The organism is Billgrantia antri (genome assembly GCF_019430905.1).
Classification (GTDB): domain Bacteria; phylum Pseudomonadota; class Gammaproteobacteria; order Pseudomonadales; family Halomonadaceae; genus Halomonas; species Halomonas antri.
On the sequence record NZ_JAHYCA010000004.1, the window covers coordinates 383,332 to 408,941 of the forward strand.

The window sequence follows — 25,610 nt, forward strand, 5'->3', positions numbered from 1 at the left end:
CAGCGAATTGATACAGGTCAGTTTTTTGGGGTGATTCGGGGTTTCGAACGGTCAGGGAGCCTTGCGATCTTCGACCTGGGACGGTTCGACACCGACGGGAAGCGGATGCCCCTTGGCCAATTCGGCACGAGTCGCCTCGCGCACTTCGAGCACTTCCAGAGCATAGCTCAGGGTCTGCCCTGCCAAGGGATGGTTGGTATCGATCAGCACACCGTCGGAGCGCAGCTCGAGTACGGTGACGATCTGAGGACCGTCGTCGCCTGGTGTCTGGAAACGCATGCCAGGCGCCAGGTCATCCTGGGGAAAGGCGCCGCGTCCGACCTCCTGGATCAGGCTATCGTTGCGCTCGCCGTAGGCTTCTTCTGGCGCCAGTGTCACGCTCAGCCTGTCGCCGGCAGCGTGGCCTACCAGGACGCGCTCGAGGCCAGCCATGAGGTTGTCATGCCCATGCAGGTACTCGAGGGGCTTGGCACGCGCCCGCGAGTCGTCGAGTACCTGGCCGTGTGCGTCGCTGAGCACGTAGTGCAGGGTCACGACCCGCTGTGGGGCGATCTTCATGAATAACTCCTGTGGTCGTTGGCAGGGCATGCCTCAGGCGATCACGTTTGCGGACGCAGGTTCGCCACGGGCATTTCCAGTTGCTGCTGGCGATTGAGCAGATTGAGCAGCACGATGGCCCGTTCGTCACCCTTGTGGCTGGCAAAGACGGCCTGCAAATCCTTGAACGGCCCTTCGGTTATTTCTACTTTCTCGCCGGCACGGAAATAGACGTTGGCGGCGCTCTCCTGCCCTTGTGCGCCCTGTTCACGCAGCAGTGCAACCAGTTCGTCGTCCACCGGCAAGGGACGATCGCCGAAGGTGACGATTCTGAGTACGCCGCGGGTCGAGCGGATCGGGCGCCAGTTGCTGGCGATACGATCGAGTCGAATAAAGAGATAGTGGGGGAACAGCGGCTCATCCAGCCATACCAGCTTGCCACCGCGCTTCTTCTGTACCTGCAGGATAGGATGGAACAGCTCGTAATCCTGGTTGGCAAGGTGCTCAGCAGCACGAAAGGACTCTCCACCCTTGCACTGAACGACGTACCAGCGCGGCAGGCTGTCGTTCTCGTCTTCGATCGGCTGACGTTCGCTGTGACTCATGAAGGTCTCCTACCGGATCTCCCGCTGGCATCAATGCCGGGGCTCTGCAACAATCGAGCGGCCGAACGATGGCCTGCTGGGCCGCCCACCTCCGCCGAACGGTGGGCCATTCTACCATTGTTACCGGCAGCGGGCCGACCATCGGTCTCTGTTCATCGAGGAGTGTCGCCACGCATGACCCCCCCCTTCCCTCAGCGTAGCTGGCAAGCCGCTCTGGCCATTTATCTGCGCGCCCCTGTGATCACCATGCTGTTCCTGGGGTTCTCGGCTGGCTTGCCGTTCCTGCTGGTCTTCTCGACCCTTTCGGCCTGGCTGCGCAGCGATGGCGTTCAGGTAGCCGCCATCGGCTTTTTCGCGTGGATCGGCATGCTCTATTCGATCAAGTTCTTCTGGGCGCCGGTGGTGGATCGCCTGGCCTTGCCGGTGTTGACGCGCACCTTCGGCCAACGGCGCAGCTGGATGCTGCTGGCCCAGGCCCTGATCGCCGGAGGACTGGTGGGCCTGGCGAGTCTCGATCCACAGCAGAACCTGCCACTGGTGGCTGGCTTCGCGCTGCTGGTGGCGTTCGGTTCGGCCACGCAGGATATCGCCATCGATGCCTTTCGCATCGAATCTGCACCCGACGACATGCAGGCGGCCATGGCATCGACCTATATCATTGGCTATCGCGGTGGACTGGTGGCCGCCGGGGCCGGCGCTCTCTACGTGGCGTCCTGGCTCTCCTGGCAAGCCGCCTACCTGACCATGGCGCTGCTCGTTGGGGTTGGCATCATCACGGTACTGCTGCGTCCCGAGCCCGAGCGACTATCGCTGACCAGCCAGTTGATCCATGAACCCCGCGTGCGTGCCTTCATTCGCGTCAGCCGCGGCAAGCCGCGGCTGCTGCGTCGTCTAGGTGCCTGGCTAATCGGCGCTGTGGTATGCCCTTTCACCGATTTCATTTCCCGCCATCGCCTCAAGGCGCTGTGGCTGCTGGTGTTCGTGGCGGTGTTTCGCATCAGCGACCTGGCCATGGCCTCAATGGCCAATCCCCTCTACATCGACCTGGGCTTTTCACTGGAAACCATCGCCAACGTCACCAACGTATTCGGCATCGCCATGAGTATCGGCGGCGGCATCCTGGGCGGGCTGCTGGTGGCGCGCTACGGTATCGGTCCGATACTGGTGCTGGGGGCGGTGGCAGCGACGTTGACCAATCTGCTGTTCGCCGCCTTAGCGCTGGCCGGTCAGAGCCTGCCAATGCTGGTAATGACAATTGTGGGCGACAACTTGTCCAACGGCCTGGCCAGCGCGGTGTTCATCGCTTTCCTGTCGAGCCTGACATCGCGCGCCTATACCGCCACCCAATACGCGCTGTTTTCCTCGCTGATGACGCTGCCGGGCAAATTCCTCAGCGGTTTCGGCGGGATGGTGGTGGCAGCGGAGGGATACCCCACCTTCTTCGTGATTGCCACGGCCCTGGGGTTGCCGGCCATTGCGCTGGCGATTTGGATCAGCCGCGACAAGGCGCTGGTGCCCCCCCCGGCCCCCCGCACGGCGTGACCGGGCACCTAGGCGTCGATCTGCTCTTGCAGCCAAGCCAGAGCCCCGGGGGTCGTGCGCCACTGGTCGCGCATCAGCGTGCGGTACTGCCATGCCTCGGCACGGGTGCCAGGCTCGGCGACGCTGTCCGGGCCCGAGGGGACTGGACGGGTCTGTTCAGCGCACAGCATGGTTAGTGCGTGGGGATTGTGACGGCGCACCTCGCGCAGCGTTTCGTTGGCCTCGTCGATACGCTCCAGCCGAAACAGCGCCAGCGCGCGGCCCATGAGGAGTCCTAGCACCGGCGCATCCTCACGCCGGTTCTCGGACACGGCGAGCGCTTCGCGGTTGCGCCCTTCGCGCAGGAGTTGGTCGAGCACCAGCTCCTGCAGGCCCAGGCTGTCCTGATCGTCAAGCGACAAAAGCCGCTCGGCCAGACGCCGCGAACGCTCACGAGCGCCCCGCTCCATGCCCACCACGAGCGCCAGGCCGGTGCGCAGCAGTACGGCATTATCGGCGCTGTCCCACAGGAAAGCGCCTTCGCCTGCGTCCCGCACTCGTTCGAGCCAGCGCTCCAGGCGATCGGCCAAGGGTTCGAACAGACTCGGTGACATCCACGGTAGGCTGCCGAAGCGGCTGGTCAAGGCCAGTGTGAGCGACTCCACCACGCGCGGCGCATCGAGCCATTCAGGATGAGCGCAGAGTTCGCGCAACCAATCCCCCGCCTGGACCCAAGGGTCGCCCTTGAGTCCCAGTGCACTCTCGTCATCCACTTCCACCTGGAAGGATTTCTGCCAGGCGGCGAACAAGGTGTCCTCCCGCGCGCTGCTGTGGTACTCCAGCTCGCCTGCCTCGGTTCGATGCACATCCAGTCCGGGCGCCATAGGCAACTCCGACAGCAACTCCTGCAAGGCGGCTAGTGGCTCCGCCAGGTCCTCCTCGGCGTTGAGCAATTGGTCGGCCAGGGTGGCACCGGGGTTCTCCGCCAGGTCGGCCAGGAACTGCAGCTGGTCCGGCTCCAGTTCACCCTTGCGCGCCAGACGCCGGAACCAGAAACGCGCTCGCTCTGCGGCCTCCTCCTCGTGGCCCTCGTGCAGCAGCAGCATGGCTTCGATATAGGCCAGCGTGGGCGAATCGGGCAGCGCCTGCTGGGCCCGCACGAAAGCGGAACGGGCGCTATCCAGGTCGTCGTTATCCAGATGCATCAGGCACAGCCGTTCCAGGGCCACGCCGCGCAGGAACAGCGGACCGCGCTCGAGTACCTCGTCGAGCAGTTCGGCACGCTTGCGGATGAAGCCGCGCTCCTGGTAGAGGTCGATCAACAGTTCGAAGGCGGGCTCGGCCTGGGCTGGCAGCCGCGACCAGTCGGCCCGCTGGAACAGCGACTCGAGGATCTGCTGGGCACGTCCGCGCTGGCCCGTTTCGGCGGCGATCAGCCCGGCCTCGAGCAGGGCCTGGGCGGGCGCGTTGCCACTCTCGAGTGCGGCCTTGAGCGTAGGTCCCTTCCAGTCGCGCAGCGAGAGCATCCACATCAGGTGATCAGGCACTTCGGCAGGCATCGCAACGGCGCCGCAGCAGTGCTTGGTCTTGCGCCCGGAGTCGCACCAGCAGGGTTCGTTGCGGCCAGGGCGTGCCAAGGGTTCGCAGGTGAAGCCGGCACGCTCGAGTGGGGTCTGGCTCCACAGGATCGGGGCGAGTGCCTGGGCCATGGCCAGGTCACCGCCCATCAGCTCGGCCCCCTCCTCACGCGCCCAGGCCATGAAGGCCGGATAACGCTCCTCCTCACGGATAGCCGCCAGGGCACCCGACGCATAGCCCAGCAGCTGTTCCACCCATACTGCCAGCATCACACTCTCCGCCAGTTCAAAAGGCGCATATAGTAACAGGGAAGCGTGGTTCGGTGCTGCACACAAGCCAGGCGTCGCCGCATGCCTTCATCGTTGCGCCCAGGCCAGTAGCGGGCGGATACGGGCATGCATGTCGAGGCGAGCCCCAAGGCGCACCAGGTTCCAGTAGTGCCCGTTCAAGGTGCGTGACAACAGCAGTATGTCCGCCGGCGGCTGCAGGCGATCCATGGCCGCCCATACCTTGGGGGAAAGCTCACGCAGGCGACGGTGCACCCGCACATCGGAGAAGTCCTGTGGACCCGGCTCGAACAGCGGCGCCACCGCCTCGGCGGATTCGCGATAGAGCGCCAGCGGTGCCCCCTGCCCCTGGCGCCCACCCAGCCGACGCAGGGCATCGTCCATGCCCATGGGGTCAGCCGCCAGGGTGGCATCGAGTAGTTGCAGCGTCGCCTTGAGGTGCGCTGCCGGCACCGGGATCACCGCGCCCAGGTCGTAGATCACCAGCCGGCCCTCGGCATCGACGGCAAAGTTGCCAGCATGCGGATCGGCATGCAGTTCGCCATAGGTGAAAAGTTCTTCGGTTAGCCAGTCGGCCAGAGTCGTGGCGATGCGTTGCCGCAGAGCATCGTCCGCTTCCTCGAGCCCACGCAGCGGCGTACCCGCCAAGTAGCGCATGGCCAGCACCCGCGGACCGGAAAGAGTAGGCAGCGGCTCGGGGATGACCAAGCTCGCGTGATGGGCATAGCGCAGCCGATAGCGTTGCAGGGCGCAAGCCTCGGCATGGTAGTCGAGCTCGCTGCGCAGGCTGGCGGCTAGCTCCTCGAACAGGGTGTCCAGGCGTGCCTGGGGCACCTGGAGCCAGCGGCCGAGGCGCATGAGGCGCCGAAGCTGGGCCAAGTCGCTCTCGAGTACTTCGGCCAGCCCCGGATACTGCACCTTGAGTACCAGCGTCTCGCCGTCATGCGTGGTCGCACGATGCACCTGTCCCATGGAAGCACTGGCGAAGGGCCGAGACTCGATCTCGCGGAAATGTGTGTCCAGCTCGCCATACTGCTCGACCAAGGTACGCCGTATGCCCTCCCAGGGCATGGGCTCGGCCTGGCGTTGCAGGCGCGCCAGCTCAGCGGCGAGATCCGGCGGCAGCAGGTCGTCCCACTGAGCCACGATCTGGGCCAGCTTCATGGCCGGCCCCTTCAGCTCGGAGAGCCCCGCGAATAGCGCCTCGCCCAGCGCGCGCCAGTCGGCCTCGCCGCCGAATCGGCTGCGCAGCAAGGTGCCGCCGGTGCGCGCCCCGAGACCCAACAGTCGCCGCGTCCTTCCCCGCTCCCGCATGGTGGCGCTCTCCTCGTTGATATTCGCTGGAGCCATTGTACAGCTCGTGGCACTTTCGGCCTCTGGCCTTGTCGGCCGTTTACTGTAAGAATATCCATAAAGAATACGACTCGACTGCAGCGAAAGGGTGATATGCGCCTGATCATCGCCGAAAAACCCAGCCTGGCCCGGGCCATCGCCGAGGCGCTACCGGGCGGTGCACGCCGCGAGGACGGCGCCCTTCACGCCGGTGACTCCATTGTCACCTGGTGCCTGGGCCATCTGCTGGAGCAGGCGCCACCCGATGCCTACGACCCCGCCTTCAAGCAGTGGCGCCTGGACCACTTGCCGATCCTGCCATCTCGCTGGCAGCTCAGCCCGCGGCCCAAGGCCAGGGGGCAGCTCGCCGTCATTCGCAAGCTGCTCAAGCAGGCCCACGAAGTGGTGCATGCCGGCGATCCGGACCGCGAGGGGCAACTGCTGGTACAGGAAGTGATCGAGTACCTGGGCTGGAAGGGGCCGGTGTCACGCCTGCTGGTCAGCGACCTCAACCGGCCCGCGGTACAGCGGGCCCTGGCACGGCTGGAGGACAACGCACACTACCAGCCGCTCTACCGCGCCGCCGAGTCCCGCTCTCGCGCCGACTGGCTGTACGGCATCAACCTGACCCGGGCCTGGACCCTGACCGGGCGTCAGGCCGGTCACGACGGTGTGCTCTCGGTGGGTCGGGTGCAGACCCCGGTGCTCGGGCTGGTGGTGCGCCGCGACGCCGAAATACGCGATTTCAAGCCCCACCCCTTTTATGTGCTGTGGGCCGATCTGCCGGTGGCCAGCGGCCAGCTGCGCGCCTGGTGGCAGCCGGGCGAGAACCATCGGCTTGACGAGCAGGGCCGCCTGCTCGAGCATGCTCCGGCCCAGGCTCTGGCCGAACGGCTGCCCGGCGCCGAAGGCCGGCTCACTTCGCTCGAGACCCGCCAGAAGCGCCAGTCCGCCCCGTTGCCCTACTCGCTCTCGGCGCTGCAGGTGGACGCCGCGCGGCGCTTCGGGCTCTCCGCCAAGGCCGTACTGGACATCTGCCAACGCCTCTACGAGCGCCACAAGTTGATTACCTATCCGCGCTCGGACTGTCGCTACCTGCCCGAGGAGCACCTGGCCCAGGCTCGTGCCACTCTGGCGAGCGCCTGCGGACAGGACGAGACCCTGCGTGGCTGGCTGGCAGGCGCCGACTTCAGCCTGCGCTCCAAGGCCTGGGACGACAAGAGAGTGGGCGCACACCATGCCCTGGCGCCCACCGGCAAGCCGGCCAAGCTTGAGCGACTGGAGCGCACCGAAGCCGACGTGTTCCGCCTGATCGCGCGCAACGTGCTGGCCCAGTTCTATCCCCCGCTGATCACCCGTGAAGTGAAGGCAGAGTTCACTATCCTCGCCGAGCGTTTTCGCGCCAGCGGCCAGGAACTGCTCCAACCAGGCTGGAAGCCGCTGTTCACCACCCGCGAGGAAGCCCCGCCGCTGCCACCGCTTACGGAGGGCGAGAGCTGCCGGGTCACGGCATGCGAGGTCGAGGAGCGCGAGACACGCCCACCGGACCCCTTCACCGACGCCAGTCTGATCAAGGCGATGATGAACATCGCCCGCTATGTCGACGACCCCGAGGTCAGGCGTACCCTGCGCGAGCATGACGGACTGGGTACCGAGGCAACCCGCGCCGGCATCATCGAGACACTCATCGAACGCGGCTACCTGGTACGCCAGAAGAAGTCGCTGCGCGCCACCCGGCTGGGTAGTGGGCTGGTGGCCTCACTGCCCGAGGCTGCTTCACGGCCCGAGCGCACGGCACAGTGGGAACAGCGACTGACGGCCATTGCCGAGCACGGCGACGACCCGGCACCGTTCCTCTGCGCCTTGATCGAGGACCTGCGTGGCCTGCTGGGCAGCGCCGACGCAAATCGCCTGCGTCAGGCCATGGCCACGGCCCAGGGTGAGGTCGCTGCCGCACCGAAACGACGCGGGGCGGCCGACAAGAGACGAGGCGGCCGCAGCACTTCGCCACGCACTCGCCGCAAGCCACGCACGAGCGCTTGAGCCCGCAGGCTGGCATCCGGTCACCGGGCATCGGTATGCTGCCTTTGTTCATCCACCAAGGCATCTCATGAACGACCAGACCCACCTGATCGTCGGCCCCGGCGCCCTGGGCCGGCTACTGGCCATGCACCTGGCCGATGTCGTGCCGGTCGTGCTGGCCGGGCGCCGAGCGTTGCCCGCCGAGCAGATCCTGACCACGCCGGAGGGCGCGCAGCGCTCACGTCGCCTTGCCGTTGCCGAGCTCGAAAATCTGCCGGCCGCAACGCCGGTCTGTCTGCACCTGACCACCAAGGCCTATGCCGCCGAGGCCGCCTATGCTGCCGCCATGGCCCGGTTGCCCGGCGCACCGACGCTGGTGCTGTGGCAGAACGGCTATCAGATACAGCCCGAACTCGAGCGCCGCCATCCGGGCCCGGTGGTGTGTGCCTCTACCACCGAAGGTGCCTGGGTGAATGGTGACGACGCCGTGACCCATGCCGGCCGCGGTATTACCTACCTCGGCGACCTCGCCAACCGGCATGCGTCGGCGTGCCGTGAATTGGCTGACCTGCTCGGCCAGGCCGGCCTGGCCGCCGAGGCGGTCGAGGACATCGAGACCCGGCTGTGGCACAAGCTGGCGGTGAATGCGGCCATCAATCCGCTGGTGGCACGCTTTCGTATCCGTAACGGCCAATTGCGCGACCGCCCCTTCCGCCCCATGGTGGAGCGAATCATCGCCGAAGTGGCAAGCATCTTGGCATCGGAGCATGTTCCACCTCCCACGGCGGGCTGGCACGCGCTGGTCTGGCAGGTGATCGCGGCAACCGCCAAGAATCGCGCCTCGATGCTGCAGGACGTCATGGCTGGAAGACCTACCGAGCGTGAGGCCATCCTCGGCCCCCTGCTGGCTGCCGCCCAACGGCACGGTATTGCCGCCCCCTGCCTGAGCGAACTCGACGCCTCTCTGGCCCAGGCTCGGCCGCTCCAGCGTTGAGAGGCCACCTGGCAGGCACAAGGGGAGGCTGCTAAGCTCTTGAGATGGGTTTTGTCGCCCGAGCTAGACGCGTGTTCCGTTTGCCGCTTACGGGCCAACGAACCGTATCGCACAGGGATATAGGTCAGAAACATGAACGCGTGTTTCAGAGGTGCCATGATCATGGCTGCCAGCCTGACATTGCCACCACTCGTGGCCATGGCAGACAATGGTTTGCCTGAGGGTGGGCACGCGCCTCTGTACAGCGAACCCTTCGCCTACACCGACGCCTCCCACGATTTGCTGGCCTCCCTGGCACTGCCTTCCCTGAAAAGACCCTCCTACGCCAGTAGAACCAGCGACCTGATGCATCTCGACAATGGCGTCGTGCTGGAAGGCGGCGACCTCGAGTCGATCGACGGCCATACTTCCGGCTTCCGCGTGACCGCGGGCTTCTCCCCGATGAACCTGCCTCAGCTCGACCTCGGCGCCGAGTTTACTTATCGCGAAAGCGACGAAGTCCCCACCCATCATTCCGATCAGGCCATGCTGGTCAATACCACTACCCTGGGCGGTAGCCTGGTCGCAGGAGTGCGCATGGGCCAGCTAGGACTTTATGCCAAGTCGGGTTTCGCCGAGTGGGACGGCGACCCGGTCACACAGACCGAGCCGCTTTTCGCGACGAACGGCACCGCTCGCATCCAGGGCTTCGGCGCGAGATTGCAGTACGACCGCCTCGTCAGTCGCCTGGAGTTCGAGGAAATCGACTCACCCAGCATGGCTCACCTGAACCTGATCACGGCCTCGCTCCATTACGCTTTCTAAGCCACCGCACTACCCGCTAGATACGCCGCGCCATAGAGCGTTTGGATTGGCTCAAGCCCTCTTGTCATAGCCGGGTGTTCTTACGCATCATGTCCTATAGTGAACTGGCGGGTCGCGCAGCGTTGTGGCCCTCTCCCTGAACCTGTTCCCTGGAGTCACGCAGATGAGTCTCAGAATCGGCGATACCGCGCCCGATTTCACGGCGCAAACCACCCAAGGTACGCTGAACTTCCATGAATGGATCGGTGACAGCTGGTGCATTCTCTTTTCGCATCCCAAGGACTTCACCCCGGTATGCACCACCGAGCTCGGTTACATGGCCAAGCTCAAGCCCGAGTTCGACAAGCGCAATACCAAGATCATCGGTCTCTCGGTGGACCCGGTCGACAATCATGCCGCCTGGTCCAAAGACATCGAAGAGACCCAGGGCGCCGCGCCCAACTACCCGATGATCGGCGATGACAAGCTCGAGGTCGCCAAGCTCTACGACATGCTGCCTGCCGAGGAACCGGGCAGCGCCGAGGGCCGCACTCCGGCCGACAACGCCACGGTCCGTTCGGTGTTTCTCATCGGACCGGACAAGAAGGTCAAGGCGATGCTGGTCTATCCGATGACCTCGGGGCGCGACTTCAACGAAGTCCTGCGCCTGCTCGACTCGGTGCAGCTCAACGCCAAGCACACCGTGGCCACGCCGGTAAACTGGCGCCCCGGTGACGATGTGATCATCCCGCCCGCAGTCAGCGACGAAGAAGCGAAGAAGAAGTACCCGGAGGGCTTTACGACCATCAAGCCCTATCTGCGTACGGTGAAGCAGCCGCAGTAAGCCACGTCTGAGCTGACTACGCATGAATCGCCCCGGCCAAGGCCGGGGCGATTCGTCCCAACCATGGCCGAGCTCAATGCCTTCTAGCCCGTGTTGCGCAGGCCCGCAGCGATACCCGCCATGGTCACCATCAGGGCGCGTGAGAGTTCGCCACTGATGGCGCCATCGGCATCGCGGTTACGCTGCAGTAGCTCGGCCTGCAAGCCGTGAAGCGGGTCGATATAGGGGTTACGCACCTCGATGGCCTGACGGATCAGTGGCGTCTGCTCCAGCAACTGCGGCTGGTCGAGAATCGTCAGTACGACGGACTGCAACTGGGTGAACCGGCGACGTAACTCAGTGCCGAGTTCCTTGAGCGCCGGCTCATCGACCAGGCGCTGCTCGTAGTAGGAGGCGATGCCCACGTCGGCCTTGGCCAGCAGCATCTCCAGCATGTCCAGGTAGGTGCCGAAGAAGGGCCAACGATCGCGCATCTCGCGCAGGACCTCGAGCCCCCCTTCCTCTTCCATACGTGCGGAAAAGGCTTCACCGCTGCCCAGCCAGGCCGGCAGCATCAGCCGAATCTGGGTCCAGGCAAAGATCCAGGGAATCGCGCGCAGTGTCTCCACACCGCCATCCTGGCGACGCTTGGTCGGGCGTGATCCCAGCGGCAAGTGCCCCAGCACGCCTTCGGGGGTGACTGCGCGAAAATAGGGCACGAAGTCGGCATCCTCCCGCACCACGCCGACATAGGCCGCATGGGCGATCTCGGCCAGGCGATCCATCTCCTCACGCCAGCGAGGCTCGGGCGCCGGGGGCGGCAACAGCGTCGCCTCGAGTACGGCGCAGGCGTAGATTTCCATGGAGCGCAGGGCAATATCCGGCTGACCGAACTTGAAGCGAATCATCTCCCCTTGCTCGGTGACCCGTAGGCTGCCATTCACCGAGCCCGGCGGCTGCGACAGGATGGCCGCATAGGCCGGACCGCCACCGCGACCGACGGCACCGCCGCGACCATGGAAAAGGGTCAGATCTACGCCGTGGTGACGGCACACCTCGACCAGCCTTTCCTGGGCGCGGTACTGGGCCCAGGCCGCCGCCAGCTGCCCGGCGTCCTTGGCCGAGTCCGAGTAGCCGATCATCACCTCCTGGCGTTCGCCGGCCAGCGTGCGGTAGCCCGGCAGCGCCAGCAGGCGATCGATCACGTCGCCGGCGCGGTTGAGGTCGTCGAGGGTTTCGAACAGCGGCGCGATGGGCAGCGAGACGGTGCCTCCAACCTCCTTCATCAGCAGCGCCACCGTGAGCACATCGGAAGGCTGGGCGGCCATGGAAATGATATAGGTGCCGAGCGCCTCGGACTGCTCGCTGGCAATGACCAGGAAGGTATCGAGGACCTCACGAGTCTCGGCCGAGCACTCCCAGCGCCGCGGAATCAACGGCCGGCGCGACTCGAGCTCGGCGAGCAGGAAAGCCTGGCGCTGCTCCTCGCTCCAGTCGCGATAGTGACCGAGCTCCAGCGCCTGGGTCAGCTCCTCCATGACCATGGCATGACGGCTCGCCTCCTGGCGGATGTCGAGCTTGGTCAGGGTCACGCCGAACACCGCCACTCGGCGCAGGGTATCGAGCAAGGCCCCGTTGGCGATGGTGTCGAGACCGACATCGCACAGCGAGCGATAGCAGGTGAGCAGCGGCGCGTAGAGCTGATCGCTGTTCTCGATGACCGGACCACCTTCGTAGCTGCGTCCGTCGAGCTGGGCCTTGGCCCAGTCGCGGGTGGCTTCGACCCGCTGCAGCAGACGCTTGAGCAGCTCACGATAGGGTTCGGCTACGTTGCCGACCTCGGCCCGAAGCGCACTGTTGCACTTCCACATGGAGAGCTCGGCCTTGAGCTGCTCGAGGTCGCGCAGGTAGAGATCCGCCGCCATCCAACGCCCCAGCAGCAAGACCTCACGCGTGACGCGGGAGGTGACGTTGGGGTTGCCGTCGCGATCGCCGCCCATCCACGAGGCGAACACGATCGGCGCGGCATCCAGCGGCAGGCGCTCGCCGGCGGATTCAAGCAGCAGGCTGTCGAGGTCGCGATGGAACGCCGGCACTGCCTGCCACAGCGAGTTCTCGATAACGGCGAAGCCCCACTTTGCCTCATCCACCGGGGTGGGGCGCTCGTGGCGAATCTCGTCGGTATGCCAGGCCTGGCTGATGAGTTCTTCCAGGCGCCCGCGGGCACGGCTGGCCCGCTCGGGATAGTCCAGGGACGATTCGATGACGGTGAGGCACTCGTCGATGGCATCGTACTTCTGGATCAGAGTGCGGCGAATGACCTCGGTGGGATGGGCGGTCAGCACCAGCTCGACACGCATGTTGGCGAGACTCTCGACCAGCTTGCGCGGCGCATGCCCGGCATGGCGAGCCCGCTCGAGCAGTTCGGATAGCACCGGCTGTGAGCCGGGCTTGTAATCCTCGACGCGACGGAAGCGTGCCCGGTAGTGCTGCTCGGCAATGTTGGCCAGGTTGAGAAACTGGTTGAAGGCGCGCGTCACTGGCAGCAGGTCGCGGTCGGGCAACTTGCGCAGATACTCGATCAGCTCGCGGCTGCTCTGGACATCCCCCTGTCGGCCACTCTTGGCCAGGCCGCGGATGGTCTCGATGCGGTCGACGAAACCCTTGCCCAGGTCATCGGCGATGGTGCGACCCAGACTGTCGCCGAGTATGCGTACGTTGTCGCGTAGGGATTCGTGCAGATCGCCGCTCATGGCCGATCTCCTCCTGAAGTCGATTCGGAATGTTCCGCTGGCGTATTGGACGCTTCGGCCTCGAGCCGCTTGGCCTGCTGCCAATAGCCTTCCATGGCCTCGAGACCGACGTCGCGGGTGGTCATGCCACGCTCGGCCAGGGCCGCCTCGACGTGACGAAAGCGGCGCTCGAACTTGGCGTTGGTCTCGCGCAGGCACTGCTCGGGGTCGGCCTTGAGGCTACGCGCCAGGTTGGTAACGGCGAACAGTAGATCGCCCACTTCCTGAGCCGCATGGCGCTGATCGCCCTCGACCAGGGCCTGCTCGACCTCGTCGAGCTCTTCACGGATCTTGGCAATCACCCCAGCGGTGTCGGGCCAGTCGAAGCCCACCCGCGCCGCGCGCTTGGAGAGCTTGGCGGCACGCGACAGCGCCGGCAACGTGCGCGGCACGTCGTCGAGCACCGAAACGCTAGTCTCGGCCTCTGCGCGCTCGACCCGCTCCGCGGCCTTGAGCGACTCCCAGCGACTGTTGACTTGCCGGGCTTCCACCTGCTCGGCGCTGACACCGGGAGGACGACGCGACGCCAGGGTGCCGTCGGGAAAGACGTGCGGATGGCGGCGCACCATCTTGGCGGTGAGGGTATGCACCACGTCGTGGAAGTCGAAGCGCCCCTCCTCACGCGCGAACTGGCTGTAGTAGACCACCTGGAACAGCAGGTCGCCAAGCTCACCCGGCAGTTCGTCGAAGACGCGACGCTCGATGACGTCGGCCACCTCGTAGGCCTCTTCCAAGGTGTGTGGCACGATGCTGTCCCAGTCCTGCTTGAGATCCCACGGGCAACCCTGTTCGGGATCGCGTAGCACGGCCATCAGCATCAGCAGGTCGTCGATGCCGTGTCGGGTCTCGCTCATGTGCCACTCCCCTTGCGTTTCATCCCTTTGGCTCCGGTGCGCAGGCGCTGGACCTCGATCACGTTGGACAGCTGCTGAATGCGCGAGAAAAGCCTGCCCAGCGTCTCCAGCCCGTCGACTTCCACGGTGATGCGCATCCGCGCGATACCGTCGCTGGTGTCGGTCAGGGTATTCACCGAAAGCACGTTGACCTTTTCATTGCCAAGGATGCCCGTGACGTCACGCAGCAGCCCGGAGCGGTCCCAGGCCTGAATCTCGATGTCCACGGGGTATTGGGTGCGGGCACGCTGTCCCCACTCCACCTCGATGACCCGCTGCGGCTCGTCGATGCGCAGCTGCAGTATGTTGGGGCAATCCTGGCGATGCACGGTAACGCCTCGCCCTTGGGTGATGAATCCGACGATCGGCTCGCCGGGCACCGGATGACAGCAGTTGGCCATGCTGGTCTTGAGATTGCCGACGCCCAACACGGTGATGTCGCTGGTCGTGCCTTTTCCCTGGTCGCGCCTCGGCTTGGCCAGCAGGCGGTCGAGCTGCTCCTGGTCGTCGGTCTCGCCGAACAGCTGCTGGGCCTGATGCAGCACCTGGCCGATGCGCAGGTCGCCCGCTCCCAGCGCGGCATACATGTCCTCGGGGGACTGGTAGTTGACCTTGTGCGCCAGGGTGTCGAGGTCCATGTCCTCCACGTCGAGGCGGCGCATCTCGCGCTCGAACAGTGCTTTGCCCTCCTCCACGTTCTGCTCGCGGGCCTGATGCTTGAACCACGACTGAATCTTGGCCCGTGCCCGAGAGGTGCGAACGTAGCCGAGGCTGGGATTGAGCCAGTCGCGGCTGGGGCCCCCCTTGCTGGCAGTAAGAATCTCGACCTGCTGGCCGGTCTTGAGCTTATAGGTGAGCGGTACGATGCGACCGTCGATCTTGGCCCCACGACAGCGATGGCCGACCTCGGTGTGCACGCGATAGGCGAAGTCGATGGGCGTGGCGATTCGCGGCAGGTCGATGACGTGACCGTCGGGGGTGAACACATAGATGCGATCCGGCGCCACATCGCTGGAGAGCCCTTCGCGCAGATCGCTGAAATCGCCGACCTCGTCCTGCCACTCCAGCACTTGGCGCAGCCAGGCGATCTTCTCTTCGTAGCTGGAACTCTTGCCGCTGGTGTCGTGGCCTTTGTAGCGCCAGTGGGCGCAGACACCGAGTTCGGCTTCGTCGTGCATGGCGAAGGTGCGGATCTGGATCTCGAGCACCTTGTTCTCCGGCCCCAGCACAGCAGTGTGCAGCGACTGGTAGCCGTTCTTCTTGGGGTTGGCGATGTAGTCGTCGAACTCGTTGGGCACGTGATGCCAGCGCGAATGGACCAACCCCAGCACGGTGTAGCAGTCGGTCACCTCCGGCACCAGAATGCGGACGGCGCGCACGTCGTTGACCTGGGCAAAGTCGATGCGCTTGCGCTTCATCTTGCGCCAGATCGAGTAGATGTGCTTGGCGCGTCCGTTGACGTCGTAGCGAGTGATGCCCTGCGCTTCGAGCATCTCCTTGAGCACATCCACGACATCGTGGATGTAGCGATCGCGATCGAGACGCTTCTCGGCCAGCTGTCGGGCAATCGTCTTGTAGTCATCCTCGTGCAGGTAGCGAAACGAGAGATCCTCGAGCTCCCACTTGACCTGACCGATACCCAGGCGATGGGCCAGCGGTGCGTAGATGTCGAAGACCTCACGCGCCACCTGCAGGCGCTTCTCGCGCGGTGCATCCTTGACCTGTCGCAGCGCGCAGGTACGCTCGGCGATCTTGATCAGTGCCACGCGCACGTCGTCGATCATGGTGACCAGCATCTTGCGCAGGTTGTCCTGCTGGTCGTGCTGTACCAACCCCTGACTGGGAACCTGGGCGTTGCTGATGGCCGCCATCTGCAGCACGCCCTCGATCAGATGCGCGACCTCCTTACCGAAACGCCGGGCCACGGCGTCGACCGAGATCAGGCCCTCACGCACGGCACGATAGAGGACCGCGGCTTCGAGTGCCGGCTGGTCGAGCTTGAGCAGGGCCAGGATATCGGCCATCTCCAAGCCCATGCGATAGGTCGTGTCGCGGGGCAGCCAGGCCTTGTGCGGGCGGTCGACTTCCTGGGAAAGCCGCTTGGCGAGTTCACACGCCTCGCGCAGTTCCGCGGGGTCGCGTAGCTTGACGTCTTCCTGGAGGCGCTCCAGCCAGTGGCCGATGTCGACGTCACCATCGTCCGTCAGTGGCTGATCGTCGCGAACTTTCACCATCGTTCTAGGCTCCTTGCGATGACGGCTGCGTTGCACCGTGCTCGAGCAACAACAGGGACTCCAGGTGCGAGGTATGCACGAACATGTCGGCCACCGACACCCGGAGGATGCGATAACCGCCATGCACGAGTCGTGCCGCATCGCGCGCCAGCGTGGCTGGGTCACAGGCAATGTAGACCAGCCGCGGCACGGGGCGTTCGATCAGCGCACGGCATACCGCATCGGCACCGTCCCGGGGCGGGTCCAGAACCACCGCCTCGGGCGAAAGGCGTGCAAGAAGTGCCGCCACGGCCGCCTGATCGTTGAGGTCGAGCTGCAAGGCTTCGATGTCGAGCCCGTTGCGGCCCGCATTGTGCTGTAGCCTGGCGACCATGTCAGGGTTGCCCTCCGCCGCCGTGACCGTGGCACCTTCGACTGCCAGCGGCAAGCCGAAATTGCCGATCCCGGCGAACAGATCCAGTACGCGCCGACTGGCAACCGGCGCCAGCCAATGCCGCACCGTGGCCACCAACTCACGATTGACCTGCTCATTGACCTGCACGAAATCGCCCGGCGCGAAGCCAAGTTCGAGCTCACCCTCGCTCCCCGGCAAGCGATAGCCGAGTGCCGGCGTTTTCCCCAGCCATTCGAGGCTGGGTTCCTCGCGCCCCAGCAGGCATGCGAGAGCCACGCCGTGCTCCTCGCCGAACGCACGCCAGCGTTGCAGGTCGGCGCCGTTGTCGCGCAACTGTCGCACCACCACCACCCGGGCCGAGTCGGCAGTGATCAACTCCAGGTGACCCACCAGGCGTGGCGCCTCGAGTTCTGTCAGCAGTTTCCGCAGCGGCCCGATCAGTGCTGCCAGCTCGGGGACCAGCACCTCGCAACCCTGTATATCGACCAGACGGCTGGTGTGGCGAGCGCGAAAGCCGAGATGCACGTTGCCCTCGGCATCCACCTTGACACCCAGCCGGGCACGGCGACGGTAGCCGAGCGGCGCACCCGCCAGCAACCCTGGCGGCTCGGGCAGTTCGATGCCCTCTCGCCGAAGCAGCTCGACGAGTACTGCTCGCTTGTGCTCGCGCTGGGCCTCGACGACGAGATGCTGCAGGTCGCAGCCGCCGCACTGGCCATAGTAGACGCAGGGCGGCACGGTCCGTTCTGCCGCCGGCTCGAACAGCTCGCGGACATGGGCCTCGTCGTAGCGCTTGCGCGTGCGATGCACGGCCACGTCGACGCGCTCACCGGGCAGCGCCCCCTCGACGAACAGGGTCTTGCCGCTGGCGGCATGTGCCACGCCCCGCCCGTCGTGGGCGAGCCGCTCGATGACTACCGACGATTCTACGGCCGGTGTCGCGGCAGCAGGAGCCTCGTTCGCGCGTCGCTGCAGCCCCGAGACACCGGTACGCTGCCGCGCCGGCCGTCGCTTACCAAGCATTGCCACCTCAAGCCTCCGGAGCGAACAACCCAGTCGAGAGATAGCGATCGCCACGGTCGCAGACGATAAAGACGATCACCGCGTTCTCGACTGTCTCGGCAATGCGCAACGCACCTGCCAGGGCACCCCCGGACGAGACACCCGCCAGGATGCCCTCCTCCCGTGCCAGACGACGCATGTGCTCCTCGGCTTCGTGCTGGCCGATGTCGAGCACTTGGTCGACCCGTGTGGCATCGAAGATGCTCGGCAGGTACTCCTTGGGCCAGCGCCGAATGCCGGCAATGCTGGCACCGTCCTCCGGCTGCAGGCCCACGATCTGAATAGCGGGGTTGCGTTCCTTGAGATATGCCGACACGCCCATGATCGTTCCCGTGGTGCCCATGGAACTGACGAAGTGCGTGATCGTGCCTCCGGTCTGCTCCCACAGCTCCGGGCCGGTACCACGATAGTGCGCCAGCGGATTGTCGGGGTTGGCGAACTGATTGAGCGGCTTGCCCTCGCCGCGCGCAATCATGGCTTCGGCCAGGTCGCGCGCTTCTTCCATGCCCCCCTCCTTGCTGACCGTGATCAGCCTGGCGCCATAGGCCGCCATGGCCTGCTTGCGCTCGCTCGAGGCGCTCTCAGGCATGATCAGGATCATGCGGTATCCCTTGATCGTCGCGGCCATGGCCAGCGCGATCCCGGTATTGCCCGAAGTGGCTTCGATCAACGTATCGCCAGGCGAGATGTCATCCCGGGCCTCGGCCTGTTCCAGCATCGACAGCGCCGGACGATCCTTGACCGAGCCGGCGGGATTGTTGCCTTCGAGCTTGGCCAGCAGCGTGTTGTTGCGCCCTGCCGCAATGCGCTTGAGCCGAATCAATGGCGTATGCCCAACGATATCCTCGATGGTAGGGAACTGCATGTAAGCATCCTTAGGGTAAGGTCTTTTCGCTAGTATATCCGTGCCATCAGGCGCTGGACAGGCATGCCTCGACAATGTGGCATACTGGGAAGAAAGGTCGTCACCAAGGAATAACAATGTCGCTCGGAAATCGCCTGACACTCTGGATATTGTGCCTCCCGTTGCTGGTGCTGCTGCTCGTGGCGGCTTTTGTTCTGCACCTGGATACCGAATGGCGCAAGTCGGCCCTCCGCGACCGAGTCATCACCGTCGTCGAACAGCAAGCACCGGAAATGGCCCGTGCCGTCTTCGAGGCCGATCAGTCGCGACTGGAAGGTATGGCCATGCGCCTGCTGAACATCGATGAGGCGCGCGGCGTAGGCATCTATACCGACAGCAACATGGCCCAACTGGAGCTGGGCCGAAACCGCGCTCAGGTGGCGACTGCACCGCCAAGCGAGAGGCAACTCGATACCAGCAGTGATCTTTGGCGCCTGATGGTGCCGCTCGACCCCGCCGAGCGGGAAGGCAGCCAAAGCGGTCGGGCCTGGCTCGAACTCGACATCGACAGCCGCCCGCTCACCCTCGACTACTACCGACGCTTGGCCACTACCGGGCTGGGCCTGTTGATCCTCGGCCTGCTGCTGTTCGTGATCGCCTCGGCCCTTGGCCGCCGCGTCGACACCAGCCTCGATGATGCCGCCGAGGCACTGAGACGACTGCGCAGCGGTGACTTCGAGGCGCAGCTACCTGAGACCGGCGCCCCCGAACTGCGTCGCCTGGCCCGCCATGTTAATGCGCTAGGCGACGAACTGAAGCAGTCCCATGAGAACATCCAGCGCCAGATCGAGCAGACCACTACCGACCTTGAAGAGTCGATGGAGACCATCGAAATCAAGAACATCGAACTCGATCTGGCCCACCGCAGGGCACTCGAGGCCAACCGGATCAAGTCCGAGTTCCTGGCCAGCATGAGCCACGAAATCCGCACGCCGCTCAACGGCATCGTCGGCTTTTGCCGCCTGCTGGGGCGTTCGCGCCTGGAGCCACGTCAGCGCGAATGGCTCGACCAGGTACAGATCGCCTGCGACAACCTGCTTGCCCTGGTCAACGACGTGCTCGATTTCTCGCGCATGGAAGCCGGCCGCCTCGAGCTGGAACGTGCCGAGCTGGACATGGTTTCGCTGGTCGACGAGGCGCTAGGCCAACAGGCCCCTCTGGCCCACCAGAAGGGATTGCATCTGCTGGGTCTGGTCTACGACGACGTACCCTCTGTGCTGCGTGGCGATCCGCTACGCATTCGCCAGGTGCTGACCAACCTGATCCACAACGCACTCAAGTTCACCGAACAGGGCGAAGTCATCGTCCGGGTGATGCTCGAGGAGCAAAATGCCCAAGGGCGCGCACTGCTGCGTGTCAGCATCAGCGACACCGGAATCGGCCTCACGCCGCAGGAGCAGCACAGCCTGTTCCAAGCGTTTCGCCAGGCCGCCGCCAGCCATTCCCGCCATTACGGCGGCTCCGGCCTGGGCCTCGCCATCAGCCGCCAACTGGTCGAGCAGATGGGGGGACAGATCACGGTGGAAAGCGAACCGTCACGCGGCTCGACTTTCTCCTTTACACTGCCGCTGGACGTCATCGACCAGGCGGAGTTTACTCCCGACGCCATTCTCGACAATGAGCGGGTCGCCCTCTACGAGCCCCACTCTCCGACACGCCACGCGCTGAGCCACCTGCTGACGCTCTGGGGAGGCCAGGTGGAGGAGCTTCGCCAGCCGGAACTGACGCCTCCCTACCCTTCGCTGCTGGTCGCGGCGCTGCCGCCCGACATGAATGAAACGCTGCTCGGCGAGTGGCGGACCAGGCTCCAGGCCAGCCCCTGTCCGGTCCTGCTGTTGATCAACGCACCGCCACTCGAAATGCCGGACCTGCATCTCCCCAGCGGCTGCGAGATCCTCAGCAAGCCGGCATCACGCCAGGCCTTGGCGGACGCCCTGCGTCGATGCAGCAAGGCGAAACGCTGCCCCGACACTGGCGAAGAGCGCCAGACACACGTGCTGATCGTCGATGACAATGCCATCAATCGCCGCCTGCTGCGCGAGCTGTTGCAGCGTCCCGGCCTGGAACTGGTCGAAGCCAGCAGCGGCGAGGAGGCGCTGGCACTGGCTGAAGGAACGTCTTTCCAACTGGTCCTGATGGACATACGCATGCCGGGGCTGGACGGTATCGAAACCACCCAGGCGTTACGCCGCCTGGGTGGGCAATGGGCGTCATGCCCGGTCATCGCGGTGACCGCCCATGCCCATGATAGCGAACGCGACCGCCTCAAGGCCGCAGGCATGCAGGAAGTGTTGACCAAACCGGTGGATTCCAACCGACTGGAAGCCGTCCTGCATCGTCATGTCGGCCTGACGGCGTTACCGCCCACACCGGCCCTGCCGGCTGCCCAGGAGTCCGAACCTGCCAGCGAGCTAGACGTGGTCGACATGCAGCTCGGCACGCGTCTCGCCAACGGCAACGAAAGCCTGGCACGCGAACTGCTCGAGGAACTCGTCGCGTCGCTGCCGAAAACCGAGGGGGAGTTGCAAGGCGCTCTCGCCACCGGCGACCCCGAGACGCTGTTGGATGTCGTGCATGCGCTCAACGGCGCCTGCCGCTATTGCGGTGCGCCCGAGCTCGCACTGGTGGCGGAGACCCTGGAGACCCGGCTGCGCTCACGCGGCATGGCTGATATCGAGCCGCTGATCGAGGATTTGTTCCAGGCAATCGAACGCCTGCGGGAGTGGCACGCCACGCATCAGGAGGCATCCAGCAAGGTTACCGCCAGCTCAACCTCATCGTACAAGGATAGATGAAGGATAGCGGCCGTAGCGCGCCATCCCAGGTCAAGACGATGATGCCAATGCTCAGTGGTCGTGTCCGGCGTGGTCGTGATCGTGCTCTTCCAGCGAGGCGATGAACCCCGCCTCCTGTCCGGCGATCATTAGCCGCTTCATCTCGGCCACGGCCTCCTTGAGCCCGACGAACAGTGCTCGAGCGATGATGGCGTGGCCGATATTGAGTTCATGCAACCCCGGTATGGCCGCAATCGCCTCGACGTTGTGATAGTTCAGGCCGTGCCCGGCATTGACCGTGAGGCCCAGCTCGAGCGCCATTTCCGTGGCGGCCGTCAGCCGCGCATGCTCCTCGCGCGCTGTCTGGCCGTTGCACTCGGCATAGGCTCCGGTGTGCAGCTCGATCACCGGCGCACCGGCGCGCTTGGCCGCCTCGATCTGGCTGGGTTCGGGATCGATGAACAGCGACACCTCGCAGCCTGCCGCTGCCAGACGCCGACAGGCCGCAGCAATGGCATCGAAACCGCCAGCCACGTCGAGGCCGCCCTCGGTGGTCAATTCTTCGCGCTTCTCCGGCACCAGGCACACGTGCGCCGGGCGTATCTCCTCGGCCAGCGCCAGCATCTCTTCGGTGACGGCCATCTCCAGGTTCATGCGCGTGTTGAGAACTTCGGCGAGAAGCCGCACATCGCGCTCCTGGATATGCCGCCGATCTTCGCGCAGATGTACGGTGATGCCGTCGGCACCGGCTTCCTCGGCCAGCAGTGCGGCCTGGACCGGATCGGGATAGCGCGTGCCGCGCGCCTGACGCAGAGTGGCAATATGGTCGATGTTGACACCAAGCAGAATACGCGGGGGATGCATGCTGGTCTCCAGCTTCAGATCAAGGACGGGAAGGTCAGTGTGATGGGGAACGGCGCCGCTCGGCAAGCTGGCGCATCAGCTCACGGGAGCGCAGCGGACGCGCACCGAGCAAGGGGGCAAGCGCTGCCCGGGCCACCACCTTGGCCGGACCGGCCAGCCCGGGTGACGCCCAGTCACCTCCCGCCATCAAACGCAGAGTACGACCGTCGAGGCCCGGCTCACCGGGAACGAAGGCACGCGTGACGGAATCGTAGCGGTAGCGTCCCTGGGGGTCGAGCTCGCTGCCATCAGGCGTGGTGTAGCGTGGTGCGGCGTCCAGCGCATCGAGCAAGGCGAATTCAAGACGGCGCAGCGCCACGGCCCGCCCCTCAGGGAGCGGCAACGCTTGCAGCAGGGCCGTATAAAAGGCGAACACCTCGCCAACGGGGAATTCCACCGGCAGCGTTCGCGTCAGCAATTCGTTGGCGTAGAGCCCACAGAGCAGGCCTTCGCCGACCAGCAACGCCGCAGCGCCACGACTCTCCATTAGCCGCAGGCGCTTGAGCTCCCCTTCACCCACCCAGGTGACGTGCAGCGGCGCGAAGGGCTGCAACCGCCCGCGCGAGCGCGACCCCGGACGCTGAACGCCCTGGGCCACCGCGCGCACGCGACCGTGATCGAAGCTGAGCAGTTCGACCAGGGCGCTGGTTTCGCGATAGGGGCGCTTATGAAGGAGAAAGGCCGGCTGCGGCTGCATGATTGGTCGCCTGAACGAAGTAAGGACAAGCGCAGACAAGTTCGGACAAGATCAGTCCAGGTCGTACCCGAGACTCTTCAAGGCTCTCTCATCGTCCGACCAGCCGCGTTTCACCTTGACCCAGAGATTGAGCATTACCTTCGCATCCAGGGCCCGCTCCATGTCGAGCCGTGCCTCGCGGCCAATGCTCTTGATCCGCTCGCCCTTGTCGCCGATGAGGATCTTCTTCTGTCCGGCACGCTCCACCAGGATCAGGGCACTGATGTGCACCACCCTGCCCTCGTCGCGAAACTCCTCGATCTCCACCGTGACCTGATAGGGCAGCTCGTCACCGAGCTGGCGCATGATCTTCTCGCGCACCAGTTCCGCCGCCAGGAAACGCTGACTGCGGTCGGTGATCTGGTCGTCGGGGAAGTGGTGGAGCCCCTCCGGCAGGTGCTTGGCCACTTCCTCTTCCAGCTCCGGTACGTTGGTGCCGTGCTTGGCGGAGATGGGAATGATGGCGGCGAATTCACGCCGCGCTCCGACCTCGGCAAGCCAAGGCAGCAGCGTGCTCTTGTCCTCGAGTCGGTCGACCTTGTTCACGGCCAGGATCACCGGCGCTTCGACGTGCTCGAGACGCGTGAGTACCACCTGGTCCTCTTCGGTCCAACGCGTGCGGTCGACGATGAACACCACACAGTCCACGTCGCGCAGGGCCTGGGTAGCTGCCTGGTTCATGAAGCGGTTGATCGCCTTGTTGCGGTCGCGCCCCAGGATGTGTATGCCCGGCGTATCGACGTAGATGAACTGCGCTTCACCTTCGGTCTTGATGCCCATGACCTGGTGACGCGTCGTCTGGGGGCGTCGCGAGGTGATCGAGACCTTCTGCCCGAGTATGCGGTTCATCAACGTCGATTTGCCGACGTTGGGGCGGCCAACGATGGCCACGAAGCCACAGGTCTCGCTCATGCTTTTTGTCCCCTGCGTTGCTCCAACTGGAGCAGTGCGAGTTCGGCGGCTTGCTGCTCGGCATGACGGCGACTCGAGCCGGTGCCCAGGGTGTGCGAGTCGAGGAGTTCGACATGGCACTCCACGGTGAAGGTCTGGTCGTGGGCCTCGCCCTCCACCGAGACCACCTCGTAGCGAGGCAGCGGCGACTGGCGCGACTGCAAAAACTCTTGCAGCCGGGTCTTGGGATCCTTCTGGGTATCCTGCAGGTCGATCGCCTCCAGGCGCTCGGCATACCAAGCCAGCACCCGGGCACGGGCCACATCCATGCCGGCATCGAGATAGATCGCCCCCAGCACGGCCTCGACCGCATCGGCCAGGATCGAATCGCGACGATGCCCGCCGCTTTTCATCTCGCCGGACCCCAGGCGCAGGCACTCGCCGAAAGCCATCTCGCGCGCCAGCTCAGCCAGAGTCTGGCCACGCACCAGACGTGCGCGGAGACGGGAAAGCTGCCCTTCACGGGCCTGCGGGAAACGCTCGTACAAGGCCTCGGCGATGACGAAGTTGACGATGGAGTCACCCAGAAACTCCAATCGCTCGTTGTTCTGGCCTCCGAAGCTGCGGTGGGTCACGGCCAGCTCCAGCAGCGAGTCATCGCGAAAGCTGTAGCCGATGCGGCGGCTGAAGGCGGTAAGGGATCTACTCACGAAATTCCTGTTATTTCTGTTCCATCAATGGATGCGACGAACCTGGGTGAAGCTCGGCAGGCCGCCGTCCCAGTGCATCCATACGGCGAATGCCCGACCCACGACGTTCTCCTCGGGGACGAAGCCCCAATAGCGGCTGTCGTTGGAGTGGTCACGGTTGTCACCCATGGTGAAATAGTGTCCGTCGGGCACGACGATCTCGCGCACACGAGGCCCCGGGTCACGTGGGTTATTGTAGATACGATGGCTGACCTCGCCCAGTTGCTCCTCGAGGAGCCACTCACCAGGCGCGGCGGAAGGCGCTTGGTCCAGCAAGTGTTTGGGTACGGGCTCACCATTGATGTAGAGCTGCTTGTCCTCGTAGCGCACGATGTCGCCCGGCAGCGCCACAACCCGCTTGATGAAATTCACCGAGGGTTCGCTGGGAAAGCGGAACACCATCACGTCGCCGCGCTCGGGCTCACCCAGTTCGAGGATACGGGTATGCGTAACTGGCAGGCGCAGGCCGTAGGCGTACTTGTTTACGAGGATGAAATCCCCCACCTCGAGGGTCGGACGCATCGACCCGGAAGGAATCTGGAAGGGCTCCACCAGGAAGCTGCGCAGCAGCAGTACCACCAGCAACACCGGAAAGAAGGAGCGGGCATAGTCGATCGGCCAAGGCTCCTTCATTGCCCGCTCACGGGAGGTCTCGTCGAGCCCCTCCGTGGTACCCGCCTCGACGGCGGCCAGCTTCTGGCGCCTTGCGGGACGCAACCAAACGATGTCGAGCAACCAGATCACGCCAGTGATGGCCACGGCCACCACCAACAGAAGTGAAAAATCCATAGTGTCG

At 64.9% G+C, this 25,610-nt stretch carries 20 protein-coding genes; 6 read left to right on the forward strand and 14 right to left on the reverse strand.

Annotated features, from left to right (window positions below; all coding sequences use genetic code 11):
- Positions 1 to 51 precede the first annotated feature (51 nt).
- Together KPL81_RS13345 and rfaH are read right to left on the reverse strand one after the other, a co-directional pair.
- The gene (locus KPL81_RS13345; protein WP_219792602.1) at positions 52 to 558 is read right to left on the reverse strand and encodes an FKBP-type peptidyl-prolyl cis-trans isomerase; all 507 of its coding nucleotides are present in this window, start codon (positions 556 to 558) and stop codon (positions 52 to 54) included.
- A gap of 41 nt (positions 559 to 599) precedes the next feature.
- On the reverse strand, positions 600 to 1,142 hold the full coding sequence (gene rfaH / locus KPL81_RS13350) for a transcription/translation regulatory transformer protein RfaH (protein ID WP_219792603.1): 543 nt from the start codon (positions 1,140 to 1,142) through the stop codon (positions 600 to 602).
- 174 nt (positions 1,143 to 1,316) lie between these two features.
- On the opposite strand from rfaH, the gene KPL81_RS13355 reads away from it, so the two are divergent.
- Positions 1,317 to 2,684 carry an AmpG family muropeptide MFS transporter gene (locus tag KPL81_RS13355; RefSeq protein WP_219792604.1) on the forward strand — a complete coding sequence of 456 codons (1,368 nt, stop codon included), beginning with the start codon at positions 1,317 to 1,319 and terminating at the stop codon, positions 2,682 to 2,684.
- An 8-nt stretch (positions 2,685 to 2,692) separates the two neighbouring features.
- Here KPL81_RS13355 and KPL81_RS13360 read toward each other — a convergent pair whose 3' ends face one another.
- Entirely contained in the window at positions 2,693 to 4,510 is a 1,818-nt protein-coding gene (locus tag KPL81_RS13360; RefSeq protein WP_219792605.1) for an SEC-C domain-containing protein, read from the reverse strand.
- 87 nt (positions 4,511 to 4,597) lie between these two features.
- Entirely contained in the window at positions 4,598 to 5,842 is a 1,245-nt protein-coding gene (locus KPL81_RS13365; protein ID WP_219792665.1) for an ABC1 kinase family protein, read from the reverse strand.
- A gap of 132 nt (positions 5,843 to 5,974) precedes the next feature.
- Between KPL81_RS13365 and KPL81_RS13370 the strand changes: the two genes are divergently transcribed.
- The 4 genes from KPL81_RS13370 (at position 5,975) to KPL81_RS13385 (ending at position 10,503) form a co-directional block, all read left to right on the forward strand.
- A complete protein-coding gene (locus KPL81_RS13370) occupies positions 5,975 to 7,903 on the forward strand; it encodes a DNA topoisomerase III (protein ID WP_219792606.1) in 1,929 nt (642 codons plus the stop codon).
- A gap of 67 nt (positions 7,904 to 7,970) precedes the next feature.
- The gene (locus KPL81_RS13375) at positions 7,971 to 8,876 is read left to right on the forward strand and encodes a ketopantoate reductase family protein (protein ID WP_219792607.1); all 906 of its coding nucleotides are present in this window, start codon (positions 7,971 to 7,973) and stop codon (positions 8,874 to 8,876) included.
- Between the two features lie 162 nt (positions 8,877 to 9,038).
- Positions 9,039 to 9,680 (forward strand): hypothetical protein, encoded by a 642-nt coding sequence (locus KPL81_RS13380; protein WP_240549244.1) that lies wholly within the window; start codon positions 9,039 to 9,041, stop codon positions 9,678 to 9,680.
- Positions 9,681 to 9,843: 163 nt separating this feature from the next.
- The gene (locus KPL81_RS13385) at positions 9,844 to 10,503 is read left to right on the forward strand and encodes a peroxiredoxin (protein WP_209477833.1); all 660 of its coding nucleotides are present in this window, start codon (positions 9,844 to 9,846) and stop codon (positions 10,501 to 10,503) included.
- An 83-nt stretch (positions 10,504 to 10,586) separates the two neighbouring features.
- Here KPL81_RS13385 and ppc read toward each other — a convergent pair whose 3' ends face one another.
- The 5 genes from ppc to cysM are packed head-to-tail and all read right to left on the reverse strand — an operon-like array spanning position 10,587 to position 18,722.
- Positions 10,587 to 13,235, reverse strand: a complete 2,649-nt coding sequence (gene ppc / locus KPL81_RS13390; RefSeq protein WP_219792609.1) for a phosphoenolpyruvate carboxylase — start codon at positions 13,233 to 13,235, stop codon at positions 10,587 to 10,589.
- Entirely contained in the window at positions 13,232 to 14,128 is an 897-nt protein-coding gene (mazG, locus tag KPL81_RS13395) for a nucleoside triphosphate pyrophosphohydrolase (protein ID WP_219792610.1), read from the reverse strand. Before mazG ends, ppc begins: the two co-directional genes overlap by 4 nt.
- Positions 14,125 to 16,401, reverse strand: coding sequence for a GTP diphosphokinase (relA, locus tag KPL81_RS13400; RefSeq protein ID WP_209477827.1), 2,277 nt, complete (start codon positions 16,399 to 16,401; stop codon positions 14,125 to 14,127). Before relA ends, mazG begins: the two co-directional genes overlap by 4 nt.
- Positions 16,402 to 16,405: 4 nt before the next feature.
- Complete coding sequence (locus tag KPL81_RS13405) at positions 16,406 to 17,824, reverse strand: TRAM domain-containing protein (RefSeq protein ID WP_209477825.1); 1,419 nt, start codon at positions 17,822 to 17,824, stop codon at positions 16,406 to 16,408.
- 1 nt (position 17,825) lies between these two features.
- A complete protein-coding gene (gene cysM, locus KPL81_RS13410) occupies positions 17,826 to 18,722 on the reverse strand; it encodes a cysteine synthase CysM (protein WP_219792611.1) in 897 nt (298 codons plus the stop codon).
- A gap of 116 nt (positions 18,723 to 18,838) precedes the next feature.
- Here cysM and KPL81_RS13415 point away from each other — a divergent pair, with 116 nt between their 5' ends.
- Complete coding sequence (locus tag KPL81_RS13415) at positions 18,839 to 21,556, forward strand: HAMP domain-containing sensor histidine kinase (RefSeq protein ID WP_209477821.1); 2,718 nt, start codon at positions 18,839 to 18,841, stop codon at positions 21,554 to 21,556.
- Positions 21,557 to 21,607: 51 nt separating this feature from the next.
- Here KPL81_RS13415 and pdxJ read toward each other — a convergent pair whose 3' ends face one another.
- Genes pdxJ through lepB form a run of 5 tightly spaced genes read right to left on the reverse strand, consistent with a single transcriptional unit; the run spans position 21,608 to position 25,603 of the window.
- Complete coding sequence (gene pdxJ / locus KPL81_RS13420) at positions 21,608 to 22,399, reverse strand: pyridoxine 5'-phosphate synthase (protein WP_209477819.1); 792 nt, start codon at positions 22,397 to 22,399, stop codon at positions 21,608 to 21,610.
- A 34-nt stretch (positions 22,400 to 22,433) separates the two neighbouring features.
- Positions 22,434 to 23,135, reverse strand: a complete 702-nt coding sequence (gene recO / locus KPL81_RS13425) for a DNA repair protein RecO (protein WP_209477817.1) — start codon at positions 23,133 to 23,135, stop codon at positions 22,434 to 22,436.
- Positions 23,136 to 23,186: 51 nt separating this feature from the next.
- Positions 23,187 to 24,086: a GTPase Era gene (gene era, locus KPL81_RS13430; protein WP_209477815.1), complete on the reverse strand. Its 900-nt coding sequence runs from the start codon at positions 24,084 to 24,086 to the stop codon at positions 23,187 to 23,189.
- Positions 24,083 to 24,775, reverse strand: coding sequence for a ribonuclease III (gene rnc, locus KPL81_RS13435; RefSeq protein WP_209477813.1), 693 nt, complete (start codon positions 24,773 to 24,775; stop codon positions 24,083 to 24,085). Before rnc ends, era begins: the two co-directional genes overlap by 4 nt.
- Positions 24,776 to 24,799: 24 nt before the next feature.
- Complete coding sequence (gene lepB, locus KPL81_RS13440; protein WP_219792612.1) at positions 24,800 to 25,603, reverse strand: signal peptidase I; 804 nt, start codon at positions 25,601 to 25,603, stop codon at positions 24,800 to 24,802.
- Positions 25,604 to 25,610: the final 7 nt, after the last annotated feature.

Coding starts and splice junctions, on each gene's coding strand:
- lepB (WP_219792612.1), bottom strand. CDS start 25,603: ATGGATTTTTCACTTCTGTTGGTGGTGGCCGTGGCCATCACTGGCGTG.
- KPL81_RS13375 (WP_219792607.1), top strand. CDS start 7,971: ATGAACGACCAGACCCACCTGATCGTCGGCCCCGGCGCCCTGGGCCGG.
- KPL81_RS13360 (WP_219792605.1), bottom strand. CDS start 4,510: ATGCTGGCAGTATGGGTGGAACAGCTGCTGGGCTATGCGTCGGGTGCC.
- pdxJ (WP_209477819.1), bottom strand. CDS start 22,399: ATGCATCCCCCGCGTATTCTGCTTGGTGTCAACATCGACCATATTGCC.
- KPL81_RS13385 (WP_209477833.1), top strand. CDS start 9,844: ATGAGTCTCAGAATCGGCGATACCGCGCCCGATTTCACGGCGCAAACC.
- recO (WP_209477817.1), bottom strand. CDS start 23,135: ATGCAGCCGCAGCCGGCCTTTCTCCTTCATAAGCGCCCCTATCGCGAA.
- KPL81_RS13365 (WP_219792665.1), bottom strand. CDS start 5,842: ATGCGGGAGCGGGGAAGGACGCGGCGACTGTTGGGTCTCGGGGCGCGC.
- relA (WP_209477827.1), bottom strand. CDS start 16,401: ATGGTGAAAGTTCGCGACGATCAGCCACTGACGGACGATGGTGACGTC.
- mazG (WP_219792610.1), bottom strand. CDS start 14,128: ATGAGCGAGACCCGACACGGCATCGACGACCTGCTGATGCTGATGGCC.
- ppc (WP_219792609.1), bottom strand. CDS start 13,235: ATGAGCGGCGATCTGCACGAATCCCTACGCGACAACGTACGCATACTC.
- KPL81_RS13345 (WP_219792602.1), bottom strand. CDS start 558: ATGAAGATCGCCCCACAGCGGGTCGTGACCCTGCACTACGTGCTCAGC.
- cysM (WP_219792611.1), bottom strand. CDS start 18,722: ATGCAGTTCCCTACCATCGAGGATATCGTTGGGCATACGCCATTGATT.
- KPL81_RS13380 (WP_240549244.1), top strand. CDS start 9,039: ATGGCTGCCAGCCTGACATTGCCACCACTCGTGGCCATGGCAGACAAT.
- KPL81_RS13415 (WP_209477821.1), top strand. CDS start 18,839: ATGTCGCTCGGAAATCGCCTGACACTCTGGATATTGTGCCTCCCGTTG.
- KPL81_RS13370 (WP_219792606.1), top strand. CDS start 5,975: ATGCGCCTGATCATCGCCGAAAAACCCAGCCTGGCCCGGGCCATCGCC.
- rfaH (WP_219792603.1), bottom strand. CDS start 1,142: ATGAGTCACAGCGAACGTCAGCCGATCGAAGACGAGAACGACAGCCTG.
- KPL81_RS13355 (WP_219792604.1), top strand. CDS start 1,317: ATGACCCCCCCCTTCCCTCAGCGTAGCTGGCAAGCCGCTCTGGCCATT.
- era (WP_209477815.1), bottom strand. CDS start 24,086: ATGAGCGAGACCTGTGGCTTCGTGGCCATCGTTGGCCGCCCCAACGTC.